The organism is Methylobacillus pratensis (assembly GCF_054072455.1).
In genome coordinates this window covers 109,956-125,329 of the sequence record NZ_JBSUSR010000008.1, presented here as the reverse complement: position 1 = coordinate 125,329, position 15,374 = coordinate 109,956, and the positions used below count along the sequence as shown (strand labels likewise).

Annotated in this window: 19 protein-coding genes and 1 tRNA gene; 13 read left to right on the top strand and 7 right to left on the bottom strand. The window is 54.6% G+C overall.

Annotation, left to right across the window (positions count from 1 at the left end; genetic code table 11):
* Position 1 precedes the first annotated feature (1 nt).
* From ACW4YW_RS15015 to ACW4YW_RS14960, 12 genes are all read left to right on the top strand, one after another.
* Positions 2-535: a phage baseplate assembly protein V gene (locus ACW4YW_RS15015; RefSeq protein ID WP_457138290.1), complete on the top strand. Its 534-nt coding sequence runs from the start codon at positions 2-4 to the stop codon at positions 533-535.
* Complete coding sequence (locus ACW4YW_RS15010) at positions 532-969, top strand: phage GP46 family protein (RefSeq protein WP_457138289.1); 438 nt, start codon at positions 532-534, stop codon at positions 967-969. Before ACW4YW_RS15015 ends, ACW4YW_RS15010 begins: the two co-directional genes overlap by 4 nt.
* Positions 959-2,029 (top strand): baseplate J/gp47 family protein, encoded by a 1,071-nt coding sequence (locus tag ACW4YW_RS15005; RefSeq protein ID WP_457138288.1) that lies wholly within the window; start codon positions 959-961, stop codon positions 2,027-2,029. The genes ACW4YW_RS15010 and ACW4YW_RS15005 overlap by 11 nt, the downstream gene beginning before the upstream one ends.
* A complete protein-coding gene (locus ACW4YW_RS15000) occupies positions 2,020-2,619 on the top strand; it encodes a YmfQ family protein (protein WP_457138287.1) in 600 nt (199 codons plus the stop codon). Before ACW4YW_RS15005 ends, ACW4YW_RS15000 begins: the two co-directional genes overlap by 10 nt.
* Complete coding sequence (locus ACW4YW_RS14995) at positions 2,620-3,240, top strand: hypothetical protein (RefSeq protein ID WP_457138286.1); 621 nt, start codon at positions 2,620-2,622, stop codon at positions 3,238-3,240.
* A complete protein-coding gene (locus ACW4YW_RS14990) occupies positions 3,237-3,626 on the top strand; it encodes a hypothetical protein (RefSeq protein ID WP_457138285.1) in 390 nt (129 codons plus the stop codon). The genes ACW4YW_RS14995 and ACW4YW_RS14990 overlap by 4 nt, the downstream gene beginning before the upstream one ends.
* A gap of 56 nt (positions 3,627-3,682) precedes the next feature.
* The gene (locus ACW4YW_RS14985) at positions 3,683-4,012 is read left to right on the top strand and encodes a hypothetical protein (RefSeq protein ID WP_457138284.1); all 330 of its coding nucleotides are present in this window, start codon (positions 3,683-3,685) and stop codon (positions 4,010-4,012) included.
* Positions 4,009-5,694: an SGNH/GDSL hydrolase family protein gene (locus ACW4YW_RS14980; RefSeq protein WP_457138283.1), complete on the top strand. Its 1,686-nt coding sequence runs from the start codon at positions 4,009-4,011 to the stop codon at positions 5,692-5,694. Before ACW4YW_RS14985 ends, ACW4YW_RS14980 begins: the two co-directional genes overlap by 4 nt.
* A 116-nt stretch (positions 5,695-5,810) precedes the next feature.
* A complete protein-coding gene (locus ACW4YW_RS14975) occupies positions 5,811-6,158 on the top strand; it encodes a hypothetical protein (protein WP_457138282.1) in 348 nt (115 codons plus the stop codon).
* Positions 6,155-6,433: a hypothetical protein gene (locus ACW4YW_RS14970; protein WP_457138281.1), complete on the top strand. Its 279-nt coding sequence runs from the start codon at positions 6,155-6,157 to the stop codon at positions 6,431-6,433. The genes ACW4YW_RS14975 and ACW4YW_RS14970 overlap by 4 nt, the downstream gene beginning before the upstream one ends.
* Positions 6,423-6,884 carry a glycoside hydrolase family 24 protein gene (locus ACW4YW_RS14965; protein WP_457138280.1) on the top strand — a complete coding sequence of 154 codons (462 nt, stop codon included), beginning with the start codon at positions 6,423-6,425 and terminating at the stop codon, positions 6,882-6,884. The genes ACW4YW_RS14970 and ACW4YW_RS14965 overlap by 11 nt, the downstream gene beginning before the upstream one ends.
* Positions 6,881-7,453 (top strand): hypothetical protein, encoded by a 573-nt coding sequence (locus ACW4YW_RS14960; protein WP_457138279.1) that lies wholly within the window; start codon positions 6,881-6,883, stop codon positions 7,451-7,453. Before ACW4YW_RS14965 ends, ACW4YW_RS14960 begins: the two co-directional genes overlap by 4 nt.
* A gap of 661 nt (positions 7,454-8,114) precedes the next feature.
* On the opposite strand, the gene umuC is transcribed toward ACW4YW_RS14960, so the two are convergent.
* The 7 genes from umuC to ACW4YW_RS14925 all read right to left on the bottom strand — a co-directional run bounded on the left by umuC (position 8,115) and on the right by ACW4YW_RS14925 (position 12,804).
* Positions 8,115-9,407 carry a translesion error-prone DNA polymerase V subunit UmuC gene (umuC, locus tag ACW4YW_RS14955; RefSeq protein ID WP_457138278.1) on the bottom strand — a complete coding sequence of 431 codons (1,293 nt, stop codon included), beginning with the start codon at positions 9,405-9,407 and terminating at the stop codon, positions 8,115-8,117.
* Positions 9,385-9,825, bottom strand: a complete 441-nt coding sequence (locus tag ACW4YW_RS14950) for a LexA family protein (protein WP_457138277.1) — start codon at positions 9,823-9,825, stop codon at positions 9,385-9,387. Before ACW4YW_RS14950 ends, umuC begins: the two co-directional genes overlap by 23 nt.
* A 116-nt stretch (positions 9,826-9,941) precedes the next feature.
* The gene (locus ACW4YW_RS14945) at positions 9,942-10,508 is read right to left on the bottom strand and encodes a hypothetical protein (RefSeq protein WP_457138276.1); all 567 of its coding nucleotides are present in this window, start codon (positions 10,506-10,508) and stop codon (positions 9,942-9,944) included.
* The gene (locus ACW4YW_RS14940) at positions 10,501-10,812 is read right to left on the bottom strand and encodes a hypothetical protein (protein WP_457138275.1); all 312 of its coding nucleotides are present in this window, start codon (positions 10,810-10,812) and stop codon (positions 10,501-10,503) included. The genes ACW4YW_RS14945 and ACW4YW_RS14940 overlap by 8 nt, the downstream gene beginning before the upstream one ends.
* A gap of 227 nt (positions 10,813-11,039) precedes the next feature.
* Positions 11,040-11,549, bottom strand: a complete 510-nt coding sequence (locus ACW4YW_RS14935; protein WP_457138274.1) for a thermonuclease family protein — start codon at positions 11,547-11,549, stop codon at positions 11,040-11,042.
* A 27-nt stretch (positions 11,550-11,576) separates the two neighbouring features.
* Positions 11,577-12,569, bottom strand: a complete 993-nt coding sequence (locus ACW4YW_RS14930; protein WP_457138273.1) for a tyrosine-type recombinase/integrase — start codon at positions 12,567-12,569, stop codon at positions 11,577-11,579.
* A gap of 148 nt (positions 12,570-12,717) precedes the next feature.
* Positions 12,718-12,804, bottom strand: a tRNA-Leu gene (locus ACW4YW_RS14925).
* Positions 12,805-12,847: 43 nt separating this feature from the next.
* Here ACW4YW_RS14925 and rnr point away from each other — a divergent pair.
* Positions 12,848-15,370, top strand: a complete 2,523-nt coding sequence (gene rnr, locus ACW4YW_RS14920) for a ribonuclease R (protein ID WP_457138272.1) — start codon at positions 12,848-12,850, stop codon at positions 15,368-15,370.
* Positions 15,371-15,374 lie beyond the last annotated feature (4 nt).

Genomic DNA, 15,374 nt, shown 5'->3' with positions numbered 1-15,374 from the left:
TATGGAACGCTTGATTGACCGTATGCTTGCCCCGATCAAGCGCCGCATCACCAACATGATCACCCGCGTGACCATCACGGCAGTCAACAGCGCCCTCAAGACCCAACGCGTGCAGATTGGCGCGCTGGCAGGCGAGGGCAAGACCGACATTGAACAGTTCGAAGCCTATGGCTTTACCAGCAGCCCGCTTGCCGGGGCTGAGGGTGTCGGGCTGTTTTTCTGTGGGGACCGCTCGCATGGCGTGGTGATCTGCGTGGGCGACAAGCGCTTCCGTCTCACCGAGGCAAAGCCCGGCGAGGTGGCGATGTACGACGACCAGGGGCAAGTGGTGCACCTGACGCGGGACGGCATCAAGATCGAATCGCACCTCGACGTGGAATTGCGCGGCCGCAATGTGCGGATCCACGGCAACGAGCGCTTGATCATCGAGTGCAATGGCCATGGCGAAGAGTGGTTGCCGGACCGCAAGAACACCTACACCCAGGGCGCAGCGCCCGGGACATCCAACCCAATTCATCCTCCCGAGATCCCATGATCGATATCGACTACATCCTGAAAGTGAACGGGGTGGAAAGCACGGCATTGCCGCAGGAACAGCAGCTGATCCGCGCCGTGATCATCAGCCTGTTCACCTGGCGCCGGGCCAATGCCGACGACAAGGCGGACGGCGAGCGCATGGGGTGGTGGGGCGATGTTGCCGAGCCGCCGGTGGTGAACGACAGGATCGGCAGCCGCTTGTGGCTGTTGAGCCGAGAAAAGATTCTCCCTGAAACCTTCATCCGCGCCCGGCAGTATGGCCGCGAGGCACTGCAATGGCTGCTGGACGACGGCGTGGCGAGCAAGGTGGAAGTGACAGCAGAGCGCTACGGCCGCGAAGGCCTGGCGCTGGTATGTACGATTTACAGGGTGGAAGGCACGGTGATCGAACTGGCCTTTGACCAAGCGTGGGAGATCATCCGTGCCGTTTAACCGACCCAGCCTAAAAGACCTGGTCAACCGTGTTCTGGCCGGCATCAAGAGCCGCCTGACCACGGAGCAATTGCGGCGGAGCGATGCCGAGGTGTACGCCCGGGAAATCGCCGGGGCATCCCATGAGCTGCATGGGCACTTGGACTTCATCTCCGCCCAGGTGATCTATGATACTGCCGAATCCGATTACCTCGACCGCTGGGCAACATTGTGGCTCACCCAGCCGCGCATTCCGGCAGCTGCTGCCAGCGGCAACGTGATTGTGACCGGGACGGATGGTACTGTCATCGAGGCCGGTAAGGTGTTCGTTTCCGGTGCCGGCGTTGAATACAGCGTCGAGACGGATGCCACTGTAGTTACGGGCAATGCGCTCGTGGCCGTTCGTGCCGTGCTAGGGCGCAACCCAGCGGACCGGGGCAGCCTGGGCAACCTTGCCGTGGGTGAAACGCTAACCTTGACCGAGACCATCCCGGGCATTGCCGGCGCCGCCACCGTGGCAACAGGCGGCCTCAGCGGCGGGGCCGACCAGGAGGACGATGCCAGCCTGCGCGCGCGATTGATCAACCGCATACAGGAACCGCCGCATGGCGGCTCTGCCAACGATTACATCACCTGGGCGCTGGAAGTGCCCGGCGTGACCAGGGCATGGGTATATCCGCAAGAACTTGGACCTGGGACGGTCACCATCCGTTTCATGCGCGATGACGACGATGACCCGATCCCCGATGCCGGCGAGGTAGCGACCGTGCAGGCCTACATCGATGAACGCCGGCCGGTGACTGTGAAGGAATGCTTTGTTGCTGCGCCAATCCCGGTGCAGCTTGATTTCGAGATGTCGGTCACGCCGAATACGTCGGCAGTGCGCGATGCCGTGCAGGCCGAGCTGGAAGACCTGATACGCCGCGAGGCTGTGCCTGGAGGTGGACTCCTGCTCAGTCACATCAACGAGGCGATATCCTTGGCGCCGGGCGAAACCGATCACGTGCTTGTAGATCCGTCGGCTGACGTCACCACCGGAACAGGCCAGATCCTCACCATGGGAACGATCACATGGCTGTAAGCGCGCAAGAAAACCTCCAGCAGCTGCTGGCCCTGTTGCCCAAGGGGCCGGCCTGGCCGCGCGAGGTGGACACGGTGTTGTTCGAGCAGCTGGCGAACTTTGCCGACGAGCTGGCGCGCATCAATCTGCGCGTCATTGACCTGCTGAACGAAGCCGACCCGCGCACCACCTATGAACTACTTGCCGATTGGGAGCGGGTCGCGGGGTTGCCGGATCCATGTGTGACAGATGAAGGCCAAACGGTAGACCAGCGCCGGGCTGCCCTGGCCGCCAAGATCACGATGCGCGGCGGGCAGAGCAGGCAATATTTCCTGGAGTTGGCTGCCAGCATGGGCTACCAGGGCGCTACGATCGACGAGTTCAGACCCATGACCTGCGAGGATCCGTGTGATTACGCCTTGTGGTCCGAGGCGGATATTTTTACCTGGCAATTGAATTTGCCATCCGATGGCGGCTATTTCGAGGCGGTGTGCGACGGGCCTTGCGACGTTCCATTGCAGAGTTTTGGGGATGAAGCGATTGAATGCCGCATCAACAGGCTGAAGCCTGCCCACACCAATGTCATTTTTGCCTATGTAGGGGACGAATAAATGCGAAGAATTGATACGCCGAACAGCGTGCCGGATCTCAATGGTCCTGGAAAAACTGGATTCAGAGATAGCAACAAGACTGCGGGCATCAATGCTACCGAACTCGCGGCCCGCCTATTCAATAGCTGGCAGGAAGAGTTGGCAGGCATCGTGGAGTATACGGGGGCGGAACTTGACCCGGAAGACAACACGCAGATTCTTACGGCTCTGCTGGGCATTATTGGTGAGAATATCGCGCCCGATGCTAGTGAGACCGTCAAGGGTTTGGTTAGGCTGGCCACTGCTGGAGAGGTGAAGTCTTTAACGGGAAACAGTGCTGTATCGGCAGGCGGGCTTAAAAACATCTTTTCTTTTACATGGGGAGATGTGACTGCGAGCCGTGCTGTAAATACCATTTATACAAATTCTGCGCAAAGTTTTCGTTTCGTAAGCGCCCTTGTTGTTGCTCCCGCTAGCACGACTGGCTATCTGATGGTGAATGGATTAAATGTTGTACGTTCCGGCACTTCATCTTCCGGCGCCCTGTCAACCGTTATTTTTTGTGTGATACCTCCGGGTGCTACATATCAAACTTCCGGTTTCACGTCTGTCACTTCCTGGTTTGAGGGGAATTTAACATGAATTTTTATAAACTGAATGGCGAGGTTTATGCATTCGATGATGGGCAAGAAAGTCTAATCACTGAAGATATGGTCGCCATGAGTGAGTCTGAAATTGCCGAGCACTTGAATTCTTCATTGCCACTTGATGAGCAAGAGTTGAGCAAGACTAGATTCACTAGCCTTGAATATCTTGACCGTTTCACAGAGACAGAGCAGCTTGCAGTGGTAACCGCGACATTGACATCCCCAGTAATTAAACTGTGGTACGACCGTTTGCTGGCCGCAAGCTTTATCGATTTGGAAGATCCGAGAACGGAGGCTGGGATTGATGCGCTTATTGCTGCTGAACTGCTGGCCCCTGGTCGAAAACAGGCGCTGCTGCAGCCTGACACCATCGAAAGTTAGTTGAGCTCATCATCTCTAGCCACCCTCTGGTGGCTTTTTTATTTTCAGGAGCGCGCATGGACCGCCATAACCCGCCCATGCTCAAGGTCCGACAAGGGGAAACCTACGGATTCCGGGCATCTTTCCAGAATGACGACCACTCGCCAATGGACATCACTGGCTTCGAGATCAGATGCCAGCTGAGAACCTTGCGACAAGTCCTGGTGCACGATTTCGAGGTAGAAGTGATTGATGCCGTGCGGGGCGTCGTAGCATTCCTGCCGACAGACACGGCAGCCTGGCCGGTCGAGAACGGCTTGGTGATGGATTTCAAAATCTCCTTGGGCGGTCAGGTGAAGTACACCGACCGCATCCAAGTGAACCTGATTGAAACGGTGACAACATGATCATTGTATTGAGCACTGGTGAAAGCCTGAAAACAGGCGGCGATTTCGGCATTGGCGGCTGGACGCCTGTTCCTGCCCTGGTGACCGTGGCAGGCCGTGTTGTGCAGCAAGTGGTGGATTGGACCGGCGGCAGTGGCAACAAGCCTGAAGTCGGTTTATATGTCGGCCCCGATGGCTTGGTTGAAGATCCGGCAGATGCCACTAATGTGAAGGGCGACCCTGGCGCCGGCCTCCCTGGCGCAGATGCCTGGACAGCGATAGAAGCGATTGTTGAGGATGGCGAGCGCCGCGTGAAGCAGGTTGTAGACTGGGTTGGTGGTACTGGCGAAAAGCCAGCTACTGGCATGTACGTCGGGCCTGAAGGTTACGTGGCGTTGGCATCCCAGGCAACGGATGTACGTGGTCCTGCTGGCGATGAAACCCCGGAAAGCTTGCGTGACAAGCTTGCGGATCTCCCTGATGAGGAACGGCTGCCCGTCGAAGCGGTGAAGGGTGCTGCGCAGGTCGTCATCAACACCACTACCGGCAACACTGAGTTGTTGGGGCCGGATGGTATGATCATCGCGCCCAATATAGTGAATTTTAAAACCACTAACACCTCTCGCTTGCGGGCTTCGATTTCAGATGCTGCCGGAGGGCTTGTTGGTAGTCGATGGGGAGTGATCGGAGGGTCGGCTGTACGAGGCGAAGGCGCAACAGGTCAAGGCCGTGCGGGAAATGCCGCCGCATCGGCATGGTTCTCCCGCTTAAGTAGCATTCTTGATGCCAATGGTGTTCCCTCTAACTGGGGAAGCTTAACCCCTTCGGGCGGATGGCGCGATGCAAGCGGAGGATATCCATCGGGAAAGGCCTTTGTAGATTATCCGGAACATGATTCCCGTGTGGCTTTCAGCGGCACAATTACCGGAGGACCACAAAATACGCTCGGCGGTCGCCCGTGGAGATTTAATGCTGCGGCAGGTTCCTTGATCTTCCAACCGGCCAAATCATACGACAGAGTTACTGTGATTCATCACAACAACGCGTTTGCATCTAACGCGAATGTATCGGCGGGTTCAGGATCGGCAACAATAAACAACGGCGGAAATGCATCAGTGATATCTTCCCCATCTTTCACTTTGGGTGCTCCTATCACAACCCCGGTGACTGTCTCCTGGGTTTCCGGGGATGCCATGTTTATGAGCATCATTACTGAGAATACTCAGGTCCCAGCGATTAATTTGATGAACCTTGGGGTTTGCGGCGCGGCCACGGCCAATTTTCTGGAAACTGGCGCTGCCTTATCGCCGTTTTCAACAGCGCTGCGCGACGCATATGACCTGGATGTAGTGTTCATATGCTTCACGGGCAATGACATATCTCAAGGAGTGAGTCTAGCCACTTACAGGTCAAACCTCGAAGCCCTGGTGCATCACTGGGGGCGGGGTGGTTTAACTGATGTAGTGATGGTTTCAGGTCCGCCGTATGATGCGAGCATCGTTAGTACTGCGGTGCAGGATTCATACATTGCAGTTTTCCGGGATGTAGCCCAAGGCCTCAACTTACCGTTGATTGACTTCTGGCAACATACAGTATCTAGAGCTTTCAGAGCGCTGGATACTGGTTACTACGCAGACAACATCCATGCTGGACCAATAGGCCAAATTAGATGGGCCGAGATGTTCGCTCCAGTTTTGGTTTGAATGTTCTCAGCAGCCACCTTCGGGTGGCTTTTTTATTGTCTCAAACTCCCCTGATTTTGAGACGCCGCGCTCTTTAAGATTTCATTCAAGCATTTCATCATCACCCGGAGAGGGATATGCACGCGCACGTTGACGGATTCTTTGCTGGGGTTGTGGCCTTGGTCTCGACAATTATTTCATTTGTTTTTGACGTGCCGATGCCGACCGTTCTGGCTGCCTTTATCGGATCCTGTTTTGCGGTCGCGTTTTCTGATCCGGTTACCTATAAAAAAGCCGCCTGGATGATCCTGGGCGGCACCGTGGCTGCAGGCCTGCTGCTGCCGCTGGTCACTCATTATTTCAATCTCGGGGAGTATCCCCAGCGCGGGCTTTCTGCCGTGCTGGCCTTTGTGCTGATCGTGTTTCGCAAGCGCCTGTTCGGGGTGCTGTCAGCACGTGTCGACAGAATCGGAGATCCCTTATGAGTATCGTCACCTCCATGGCCTCGGCCCTGCTTGTGGTTTATATCGTCCTGGAAAGCATCTCCGCCATTGCCAGCATGCGGGCAGGGTATTCATGCATCTGGCACAAGCTTAAATACCTGGCCGCCATCACTGCCGCCGTTGTGGTCGGGTACAAGGCCTGGCACCACATCTTGGGGCTGGAGCACCTGGTGCTGCTGGGTGCCCTGGCCTTGTTCATCCTGCCTCGCTCGCTTCATCGGCTGGGTTATCGCTATGAGAGAAACTATGCATCCTAACCTTAAAGCCTTCCTGGACATGATCGCTTATAGCGAGGGTACGGACCATCCAAGGCAGCGTACACGCGATCGCGGCTATGACGTTATTGTCGGCGGCGCATTGATGGATGGCTATGCCGATCATCCGCGCAAGGTGGTAGACCTGCCGGCGCTCAAGATCAAGTCCACCGCGGCAGGCCGCTACCAAATCCTGTCTCGATACTGGGATCACTACCGGCGTGAACTGGGGCTGGTTGGGGGCTTCACCCCAGAGAACCAGGACAAGGTTGCCATTCAGCTAATACGCGAGTGCAAGGCGTTGGGCGACATCGAGGCAGGGCGCATTGCTGAGGCTACCCGAAAGTGCCGCAGCCGCTGGGCGAGCTTGCCGGGAGCAGGCTACGGCCAACATGAACACAAGCTGGATACTCTGCTGGCGCAGTACCAGAAAGCGGGCGGGGTGGTAGCGTGACCTGGCTATTGATGGTGCTCAAGATGGTCGGTGGAAGGCTGGCAGCCCTGCTGAAACTCGCTCTTGAACACTGGCAAATCACACTGTGCCTCGTGGCCGCATTTTATTTTGCAGTGGCATATACCGGGTTAAAAGCAGAAAGAAACGCCGCCATAGGCGCGCTGGCGAAGCTGACTCAAAGCATCCAGGAAGAAACCAAGGAAAGACTGCTGGAAAATGCCGCCCTGGAACGGGACGACATCGAGCGTCGAGAGGAATCTGCGCTAGCGATTACCGACACCATTGAAAGGATCAAGGCCTACTATGCGAACCAAACTCAAACACGTCAGCCTGCTGCTGGCCTGCCTATTGCCGGCCTGCGCAACTCCACCCAAGCCGGTAGTGGTGACGGCAGAGTGCCCGGCATTTCCATATCCCTCCAAGGCTTACCCGAAAGCTGGCCAGACACCGAGCCAGCACCTCTTGGACAAAGCGATGAGGAAGCCTGCGCCATAACGACGGCTTATTACAATGGATTGATGGCTGATTGGATCGCTGCTTGTGAGGCTTCTCCGGGGCGTTGCAGATGAGCTTCAATATTGTCGCCAATAGCAACATCAAAATCATCACGAAAAGAAGCATCGGTAGTAGTATTAAAACCACCAGGAAATGTATTAACATGAGAAACAGCAGAAATAACAAGAAAAAGATGACAAATTAATTTGTATCTTTGTTAAGATAACTTCATGCAAGATATCTTTTAGGAAGAGAGCTTGCAAAAAAGAAGCCTAAAAGGACTCGGAATCCGATTAGGCTTTTGAGTTGTGCCAGATGTTGAAGAATTAGATCGCTTTACATCTGACCGCTAGGATCGGAGGCGCTTTGCTTTTGGGCAAGGCGTTTCCTTTCCGCTTTTACTTCTAAGTACCATTTCATGCAATTGCATAACATCTTTGCAATTTCTATCCACTCATCTTTATCCATGTTGGAGATGAGGTCCTTCAGATGTATCCAAACATTTTCCATATATACCTCCTTATGGAATTATCTGGCACAGTTCCTGGCTCTAAGGCAGCTCGTAAGCTCTTCAGTTGGAAGGACTATAGCGCAATAAAATGTGCTTGTGTACACTCAAAAACGCTAGATATTGTTTTTTTGAGTTATATGCAGGATTTTTAAGGGGAAATTTTTTGCGAATTTTTTATCATTGTCAGAGCGCATAAGCTATTGTTTTATTTAGAACGACAATAATCATCTAGCTTTAGGCAGCTCTTCCCAATCGGTCGTATAGTTCGGGCTCTTAAAAGCCCGCCTCATTGTCCAGTTTGGTGTGATTCCCTCGGCGGCAAGCTTGACGGTGCCTCTTGCATATTTCCGGTTGATTTCATCCATCGCGGCCATGAGCTTGATGGACTTGGTATCCTCGGCAGAGTAGCCAAACAGCTCGCGCTGATGCCCGCCGGCCGGGACCAGCTCCGACAGCATCACCGAGGCGCGCATGTAATACACGCCTGGCCGGTAAATGCGCTTGAGTATCCATAGTGCCGCCTTTGTCAGCTGGCCGCTGCAATTCGTGGGCGAGGGCAGCATGACGATCTCGCCGCCTTCATAGAACTCGGCCTTGTCGTGAATGCTGTTGGCAATGGTCACGTAGATCGCCCCGGCATACAGTCCCTTCTTGCGCATCCTGGCCGCCGCATTGCCGGCATGGAAGGCTATCGCCTCCTGCAGATCCTGCAGCGTTGTGACGCGCTGGCCGAACGACCTGGACGACATCACCTGCTTGGCCTCGGGCAGCTCCTCTTCAAACTCGATCCACGGTTCGCCGTTCAATTCCTTGACCGTGCGTTCCAGGACCACGCCGAACTCATCCCTGATACGCTTGGGGTCTGCATTGCGCAGCCGCCACACGTTTTCTACGCCCAGCCTGGCTAGTCGCCTTTCCAGGCGAGAGCCCACGCCCCATACCTTGCTGACCGGCAAGCCTTCCATAATGCGTTGCAGTTCGGCCTGGCTCATAGATGTCAGGTCGCACACTCCATCAAAACCTTCTACGCGCTTGGCGCAATGATTGGCGAGCTTTGCCAATGTCTTCGTATGACCAAAGCCGACACCAATACCTAGTCCGGTCCATTGCAGCACCGTGTCCTTGATCTCCCGACCCAGCTTATTGAAATCGGCACGCACGCCGTCGAGATCCAGAAAACATTCGTCAATGCTGTACACCTCCACCCGGGGTGCGAACTGCCGCAAGGTCGTGCTGAACCTATTGGACATGTTGGCATACAGCTCATAGTTGCTGCTGAAATGCACCACGCCCAGCTTCCTGGACTCCTCCTCGATCTCAAACCACGGCCGGCACATCCATAGCTCAAGCAGTGCCTTGGCTTCCTTGCTCTGCGCGATCACGCAGCCATCATTGTTGCTGAGGACCACGACCGGCTTGCCGCGCAGGTCCGGGCGGAACACCTGCTCGCAGCTGGCATACATCGAATTGACGTCCGCCAGCGCATAAATCTTACTATTCGGGCTTATGGATAACATATGTCACGACCCCAAACACAACCAGCTCCTGGCCTTCGGACAGTGTGATAGGGGGGTGTGCCGGATTCTCCGATAGCAGCCGTACCCAATTGCCGCGACGATGCAGCCGCTTGACCATCCATTCCCCATCAACATCGGCAATCACAATGCTGCCTGACTTCGGTTTCAGGGACCGGTCGACCAGTAACACGCTACCGGGGTAGATGCCGGCGCCGATCATTGAATCACCTTCCACCTGGAAAACAAACGTGGCCGGCGGATTGGTGATCAACTTCTCGTTGAGATCGAGCGACCGTTGTTCATAGTCCTGGGCCGGGCTTGGGAAATGCGATTGCCCGGCGCGAACCTTGATGGCGATCGGGATAGCAAGAGGGGGAGGAGAAAGGGCGGCGAAACCGAGTAAAGTGCAGGTGCTCATGGTGAGCGGATTTTATTGTACGAACGTACAGTTAACTATGATATTTCACATAGTGAAGTGTATGTACCTGAAGTAGCAGGCGATAAAAAACCCGCCGGAGCGGGTTTTGCTAAAGATCATCGATGACAATGATCAACCATTTGAACAACTTCAAATCCATGATTTAAGGACTTAGGCAGTTTTTTAAGACCCCATGAAGTGATCGCGGATGGCAATATCCGAACAACATGCTTTGAGAGTACATAAAATAGCTTCAACAAGCTGCTGTGAGAGAGCATCAAGAATTTAATACCGTAATAGTAGTTCTCAATTACAACCTTTACTTCCTCGTCTTGCTCTTGGGCGGAAGCTAATAACTCTTGAGACTGAGTCCGTGCCCTTGCTAGCATATTGCTAAAGTCTTGTGGAGATTTCTTATATTGAGAAAACAAACTCTCGAGAATATCTTGAATGCCAGTTTTTGGACGCTCTCTTAAAACAGAATTAACGCGAGTATAGTAATGGGTAAATAACTTATTATCCTCATCAAGAACACCTTTTGCCACGAGCAAAACCAAAGAGTCTCTGACGGAATATAAATAAAAGAAAGCCTTCATTCTCATGACACGAATATACATGCCATAAGCCACGAATAAGCCCACCGCTAAAACAGCAACATTCAGGAAAATAATATTATTATCCATTCTTGCCACCTTTTTTTCTGCTGGATTGTCTATTCTTTAACACAAAAGCTTCAAGGTCAGATTTAGCTTTGGCCATATCATTAATTCGTGTTTCGAGTACCGCTTGCCGTGTTACACAAATGAACATGAATAGGTAAAGAAGCGAAAAAAATGTAGCTGCTGTATAAGCCCAAGTTGCTGCCCAGTCTTTGAACTCAAGGAAAACTGTTGTTGCATATAAAGCTCCAATCAGTGTAGCCCAAGCCCCTATTGCTCTGATAGCAACTTCAAGAAACCTCGCCCCGTTAAAACCCAAACCTATCATATTATTGTTCCATCGCTACTTGATGCGACATTGTTATTTATCTTAATGTATTGACCAATATCGTCAACAACCGTTCAAAGTTTAATAGATAGGTGAATACATTAGCAATGCTTATATTTACCTATTGGTAAATGCGGACCAAGGATCTTGTAGCTTAAAAGGTCTTTGTTGCGTGAAAGTTACAACCTTTGTAACTTAGAGGGCTGTTAGTTGCAATCAATTGCAAATCATTGCTTCGATGCCTTCCTGGCCTTCCGAAACTCCCAAGGCGGTACAGCTTTCTCTGCCCATAGCCCTAGCTTGTCGCGCTGCGCCAGGTACTCCGCCTGGGCATACCGTGAGCGATCCTCGACATCCTGCTCACGCTCGTACTGCTTATAGTGCCAGGCCATCCCCAACTGCACCTGCCGAAGGTTGATATCCTGGCCCTGGTAGATCACCTTGCCGATGATGCGCTGGTAGCGATCGCGCTTGTTGTAGTCCACCGTGACCTGCTTGCCGGCGATGGCCTGGGCAAGGTAATCCTTGGACTTGTTGCCATATGCTTGCTTCTTTTCGGGCGCATCTATGCCCATGAGCCTAATCTTGTGGGATGTCGTACCGGATAGCACTGTGATCGTGTCCCCGTCGGCTACGCTGACGACCTTGCCGGTAATCGTGTCGGCGTGCGAGTGCAGTGATAGCAGTAAGCCTAAGGTAATGGCGATGGTTTTACATTTATGGGGTAGATCTGTCATGAACTTGGAATTGCAGAAATTGGGTAATTAATCGAGCTTCTTGGCGATATTGCTTGCCGACTCATTGTAGTAAATCATCAGCGTCTTGAGATCGCGCGTACCGACCATACGTGCCAGTTCGAAAACAGTCAACTTCTTGGCAAGCCTGGTGCAGGCTGTGTGCTTGGTATCGTGGAAGGTAAAGCCCCCCAGCATGGCCTTCTCCCGGGTGCGCCGGAAGAGTGCATCCACCGTGTTCTCAGTCACCTGGAACACCCGGTTATCCTTCTCCGCCTTGATGCCTTCCAGCTGCTTTAGAATCCTGATTGCCTCGCTGGAGAGTGGCACCTGGCGTTTGCCCGTTTTGGAATCGTGGCTGACGTGGCAGATCCTGTCCTCGATATCGACCATCGGCCAGGTCAGGCGCGTCATTTCCTTGAGTCGCATGCCGGTTTCAATGGCGAACAGCATGATGGCGCCGGTTCTGGCCGTGGCCGTGGTAGGGGCTTCGTCGTGGAAATAGCCGAAACTGTGCAGCATGCGCTCGATCACGTCGTCGCTCAAGATCACGTCGCGGGGCGGTGGCGCTTTGGGTTTCTTGATTTCCTTCAATGGATGATGGCCGAGCCACTTCCATTCCTTCACCGCGACCGTGCAGGCATTGCTGAGCAGATTCCATTCGCGGCGCACAGAGCCGGCGGAGACCTCCTTCATGCGCTGATCGCGCCAGGCGGCAAAGTGGCTCGCGTTCAACTCCCTGAGGTGTACCGCGGCAAAGGGCAGTGTCTTGAATAACGCGATGCGGATCTGCTCCCAGCGTTCCCCGCGCTTGGTGGGGCTGACAGTTTCCGCGTACCGGTCCAGCAGATCCCCGAAGGTTTTATTTGGGATGGCGCCGTTTTTTCCTGCTACTATGTCTGCTTCCTGGGCTGCTGCCCAGGCAATGGCTTCCGCCTTGGTGGTAAAGGACTTGGATACACGTTCACCTTTACGGCGGATGATGGCTCGCCAGGAAGAGCCACGTTTTTGAAAGGTCGCCACTTGGTACACTCTTTGGTACGAAAGTGGTCACAGTGTAATCTACTTTAATGAGAAATCAATCGGAACTATGCGGGGTTATGCGGATACAAAAAAACCAGCATTTTCGGGCCGGAAGCCTTCAAATCGCTGGTTATCTGCTACATCGGGATGGTGCCCAGAAGAGGACTCGAACCTCCACAGTGTTTCCACCACTAGGACCTGAACCTAGCGCGTCTACCAATTCCGCCATCTGGGCATCGAATATCGATGAGCCGCGCATTTTATAGGAAAGCTATACTTTGTCAACGAAAAAAAAGCAGATTAAAAAAACAAATGTGAAAAAAGCCGCTCCCCAGCGTAAGTCCAAAGGGGCTAGGGCTAACGATCCTTATGCCGAGCGGGAGCTGGCGAAATATGCCAACCCCTTGCCCAGTCGGGAATTTATCTTATCCGTGATGGAGGAGCAGGGCGTTCCTGTCACCGTGGAACAGCTCTATCAGTTAGTCGGCATCAAGAAATCCGAACAGGAAATTTTTGCGCGCCGCTTGGGGGCGATGGAGCGCGATGGGCAGATTATCCAGAATCGCAAGGGTGCCTTGTGTATCACTGGGAAGGTGAATCTTTTGGCCGGCAGGGTGCAGGGGCATCCTGACGGGTTTGGCTTCTTCATTCCCGATGGCGGGGGCGACGACTTATTCCTTTCTCCACGCGAGATGGGGCAGGTGATGCATGGCGACCGCGTAATGGTGCGTCCCGCCGGGACGGACAGGCGGGGAAGGCCGGAGGGCCGGATTGTCGAGGTGTTGGAGCGTTCGACCAAGACCCTGGTGGGGCGTGTGATCAGCAGCCACGGGGTGACCATCGTCGCGGCAGAAGATAAGCGTGTAAACCAGGATATCCTGATTCCTTACCATCTCGACATGGGGGCGAAGGACGGACAGGTGGTGACGGTGGAGCTGACGGAGCAGCCGTCGCCGCATGCCAAGCCGGTGGGCAAGGTGATCGAGGTGCTCGGTAATTATGCCGACTCGGGCATGGAAATCGAGATTGCCCTGCGCAAGCATCACCTGCCATATGAGTTTTCCGAGGCTGCGCTCAAGCAGGCGCAGAAGTATCCCAAGCAGGTGCGCGCGGCGGACTGGAAAGGGCGCATCGACTTGCGCGAATTGCCCTTGGTCACGATAGACGGGGAAACCGCACGCGACTTCGATGATGCAGTCTACTGTGAGCCCCAAGGGACAGGCTGGCGCCTGGTGGTGGCGATTGCGGATGTCAGTTTCTATGTCAAGCCGGGCGACGGTCTCGATAAGGATGCGTATGAGCGCGGCAATTCCGTCTATTTCCCGCGCCGTGTGATCCCCATGCTGCCTGAGGCCTTGTCGAACGGGCTTTGCTCGCTCAACCCCGATGTGGACCGGTTGTGCATGATCTGCGATATGCAGGTCAGCAATACCGGGCGCATCAAGCAATACAAGTTCTATCCTTCCGTGATGCGCTCCAAGGCGCGGATGACGTACACCAAGGTCTTCGACATGATCAGCAACCCGGAGGGCGAGGTTGCGCGCGAATATGACTGGCTGGTGCCTCATGTGCAGCATTTATATAAGTTGTACAAGGTCATGCTGGCGGCGCGCGAGAAGCGTGGGGCGATTGAGTTCGAAAGCAATGAAACCCTGATGGTGTTCAACGACAACGGCAAGATCGAGCGCATCGAGGCTACTTCGCGCAATGAGGCGCACCGCCTGATCGAGGAGTGTATGCTGGCTGCCAATGTCTGTGCCGCGGATTTCCTTGGCAAGCAGGAGCATCCTGCCTTGTATCGTATCCATGACGGACCGACCGAGGAAAAGCTGGAAGCCTTGCGTACCTTCATGGGCGAGTTCGGCTTTACCCTGGGCGGCGGTGACACCCCGCATGCCAAGGACTATGGCAAATTGCTGGCGCAGATCAAGGGGCGCCCCGATGAGCAGCTGTTGCAAACCGTATTGCTGCGCTCCATGCAGCAGGCGGTGTATAGCCCCGACAATATCGGCCATTTCGGTTTGGCATATGAGGCCTATGCGCACTTTACCTCGCCAATTCGCCGTTATCCTGACTTGCTCATCCATCGCGCCATCAAGGCGGCGCTGAATGGTGAAACCTACAAGGCTGGAGACTGGCAGGAGCTGGGCAAGCATTGCTCCATGACCGAGCGACGCGCCGATGATGCGACCCGGGATGTCGAGGCCTGGCTCAAGTGCTATTACATGCAGGACAAGATTGGCGAGGAATTCGACGGCACCGTGGCTGGGGTCACCAGCTTCGGCCTGTTCGTGGCCTTGGATGGCGTTTATGTGGAAGGCCTGCTTCATGTCACCGAGTTGGGGAACGATTACTTCAACTACGACAAAGTCAGGCATGAAATGCTTGGGGAGAGGACTGGCGTCCGCTTCCGTTTGGGGGACAGGCTGCGCGTCAAGGTGAACCGCGTGGACCTTGAAACCAGCCGTGTGGACTTCGGACTAGTTGCCAGGGAGGACCAAATACAGGCATCATCCGCTCCCGAAGCATCGCCCAGGCGCCGCCGTGGCAAGCCGGCTGCGGCTGTTGAGGCAGTCAAGGCAACGGCGGAACCTGTGGCGGAAAAGATCAGACGCCGCCAGCCTGCCGCTGCCAAGGTGATAGAGCCGCTGATCGAGGCATTGGTGCAGGATGTGGTGAGCAAGCCCAAGGCGCGTAGGGCCGCTGCAAAGCCGGCGGTGAAAAAGGCAAGGACGAAACCGCCTCGCGCAAGCAGCGGACAATCCCTCGCCAAAGTGACAACCAAGAAGAAAGCTAGTTGATTGA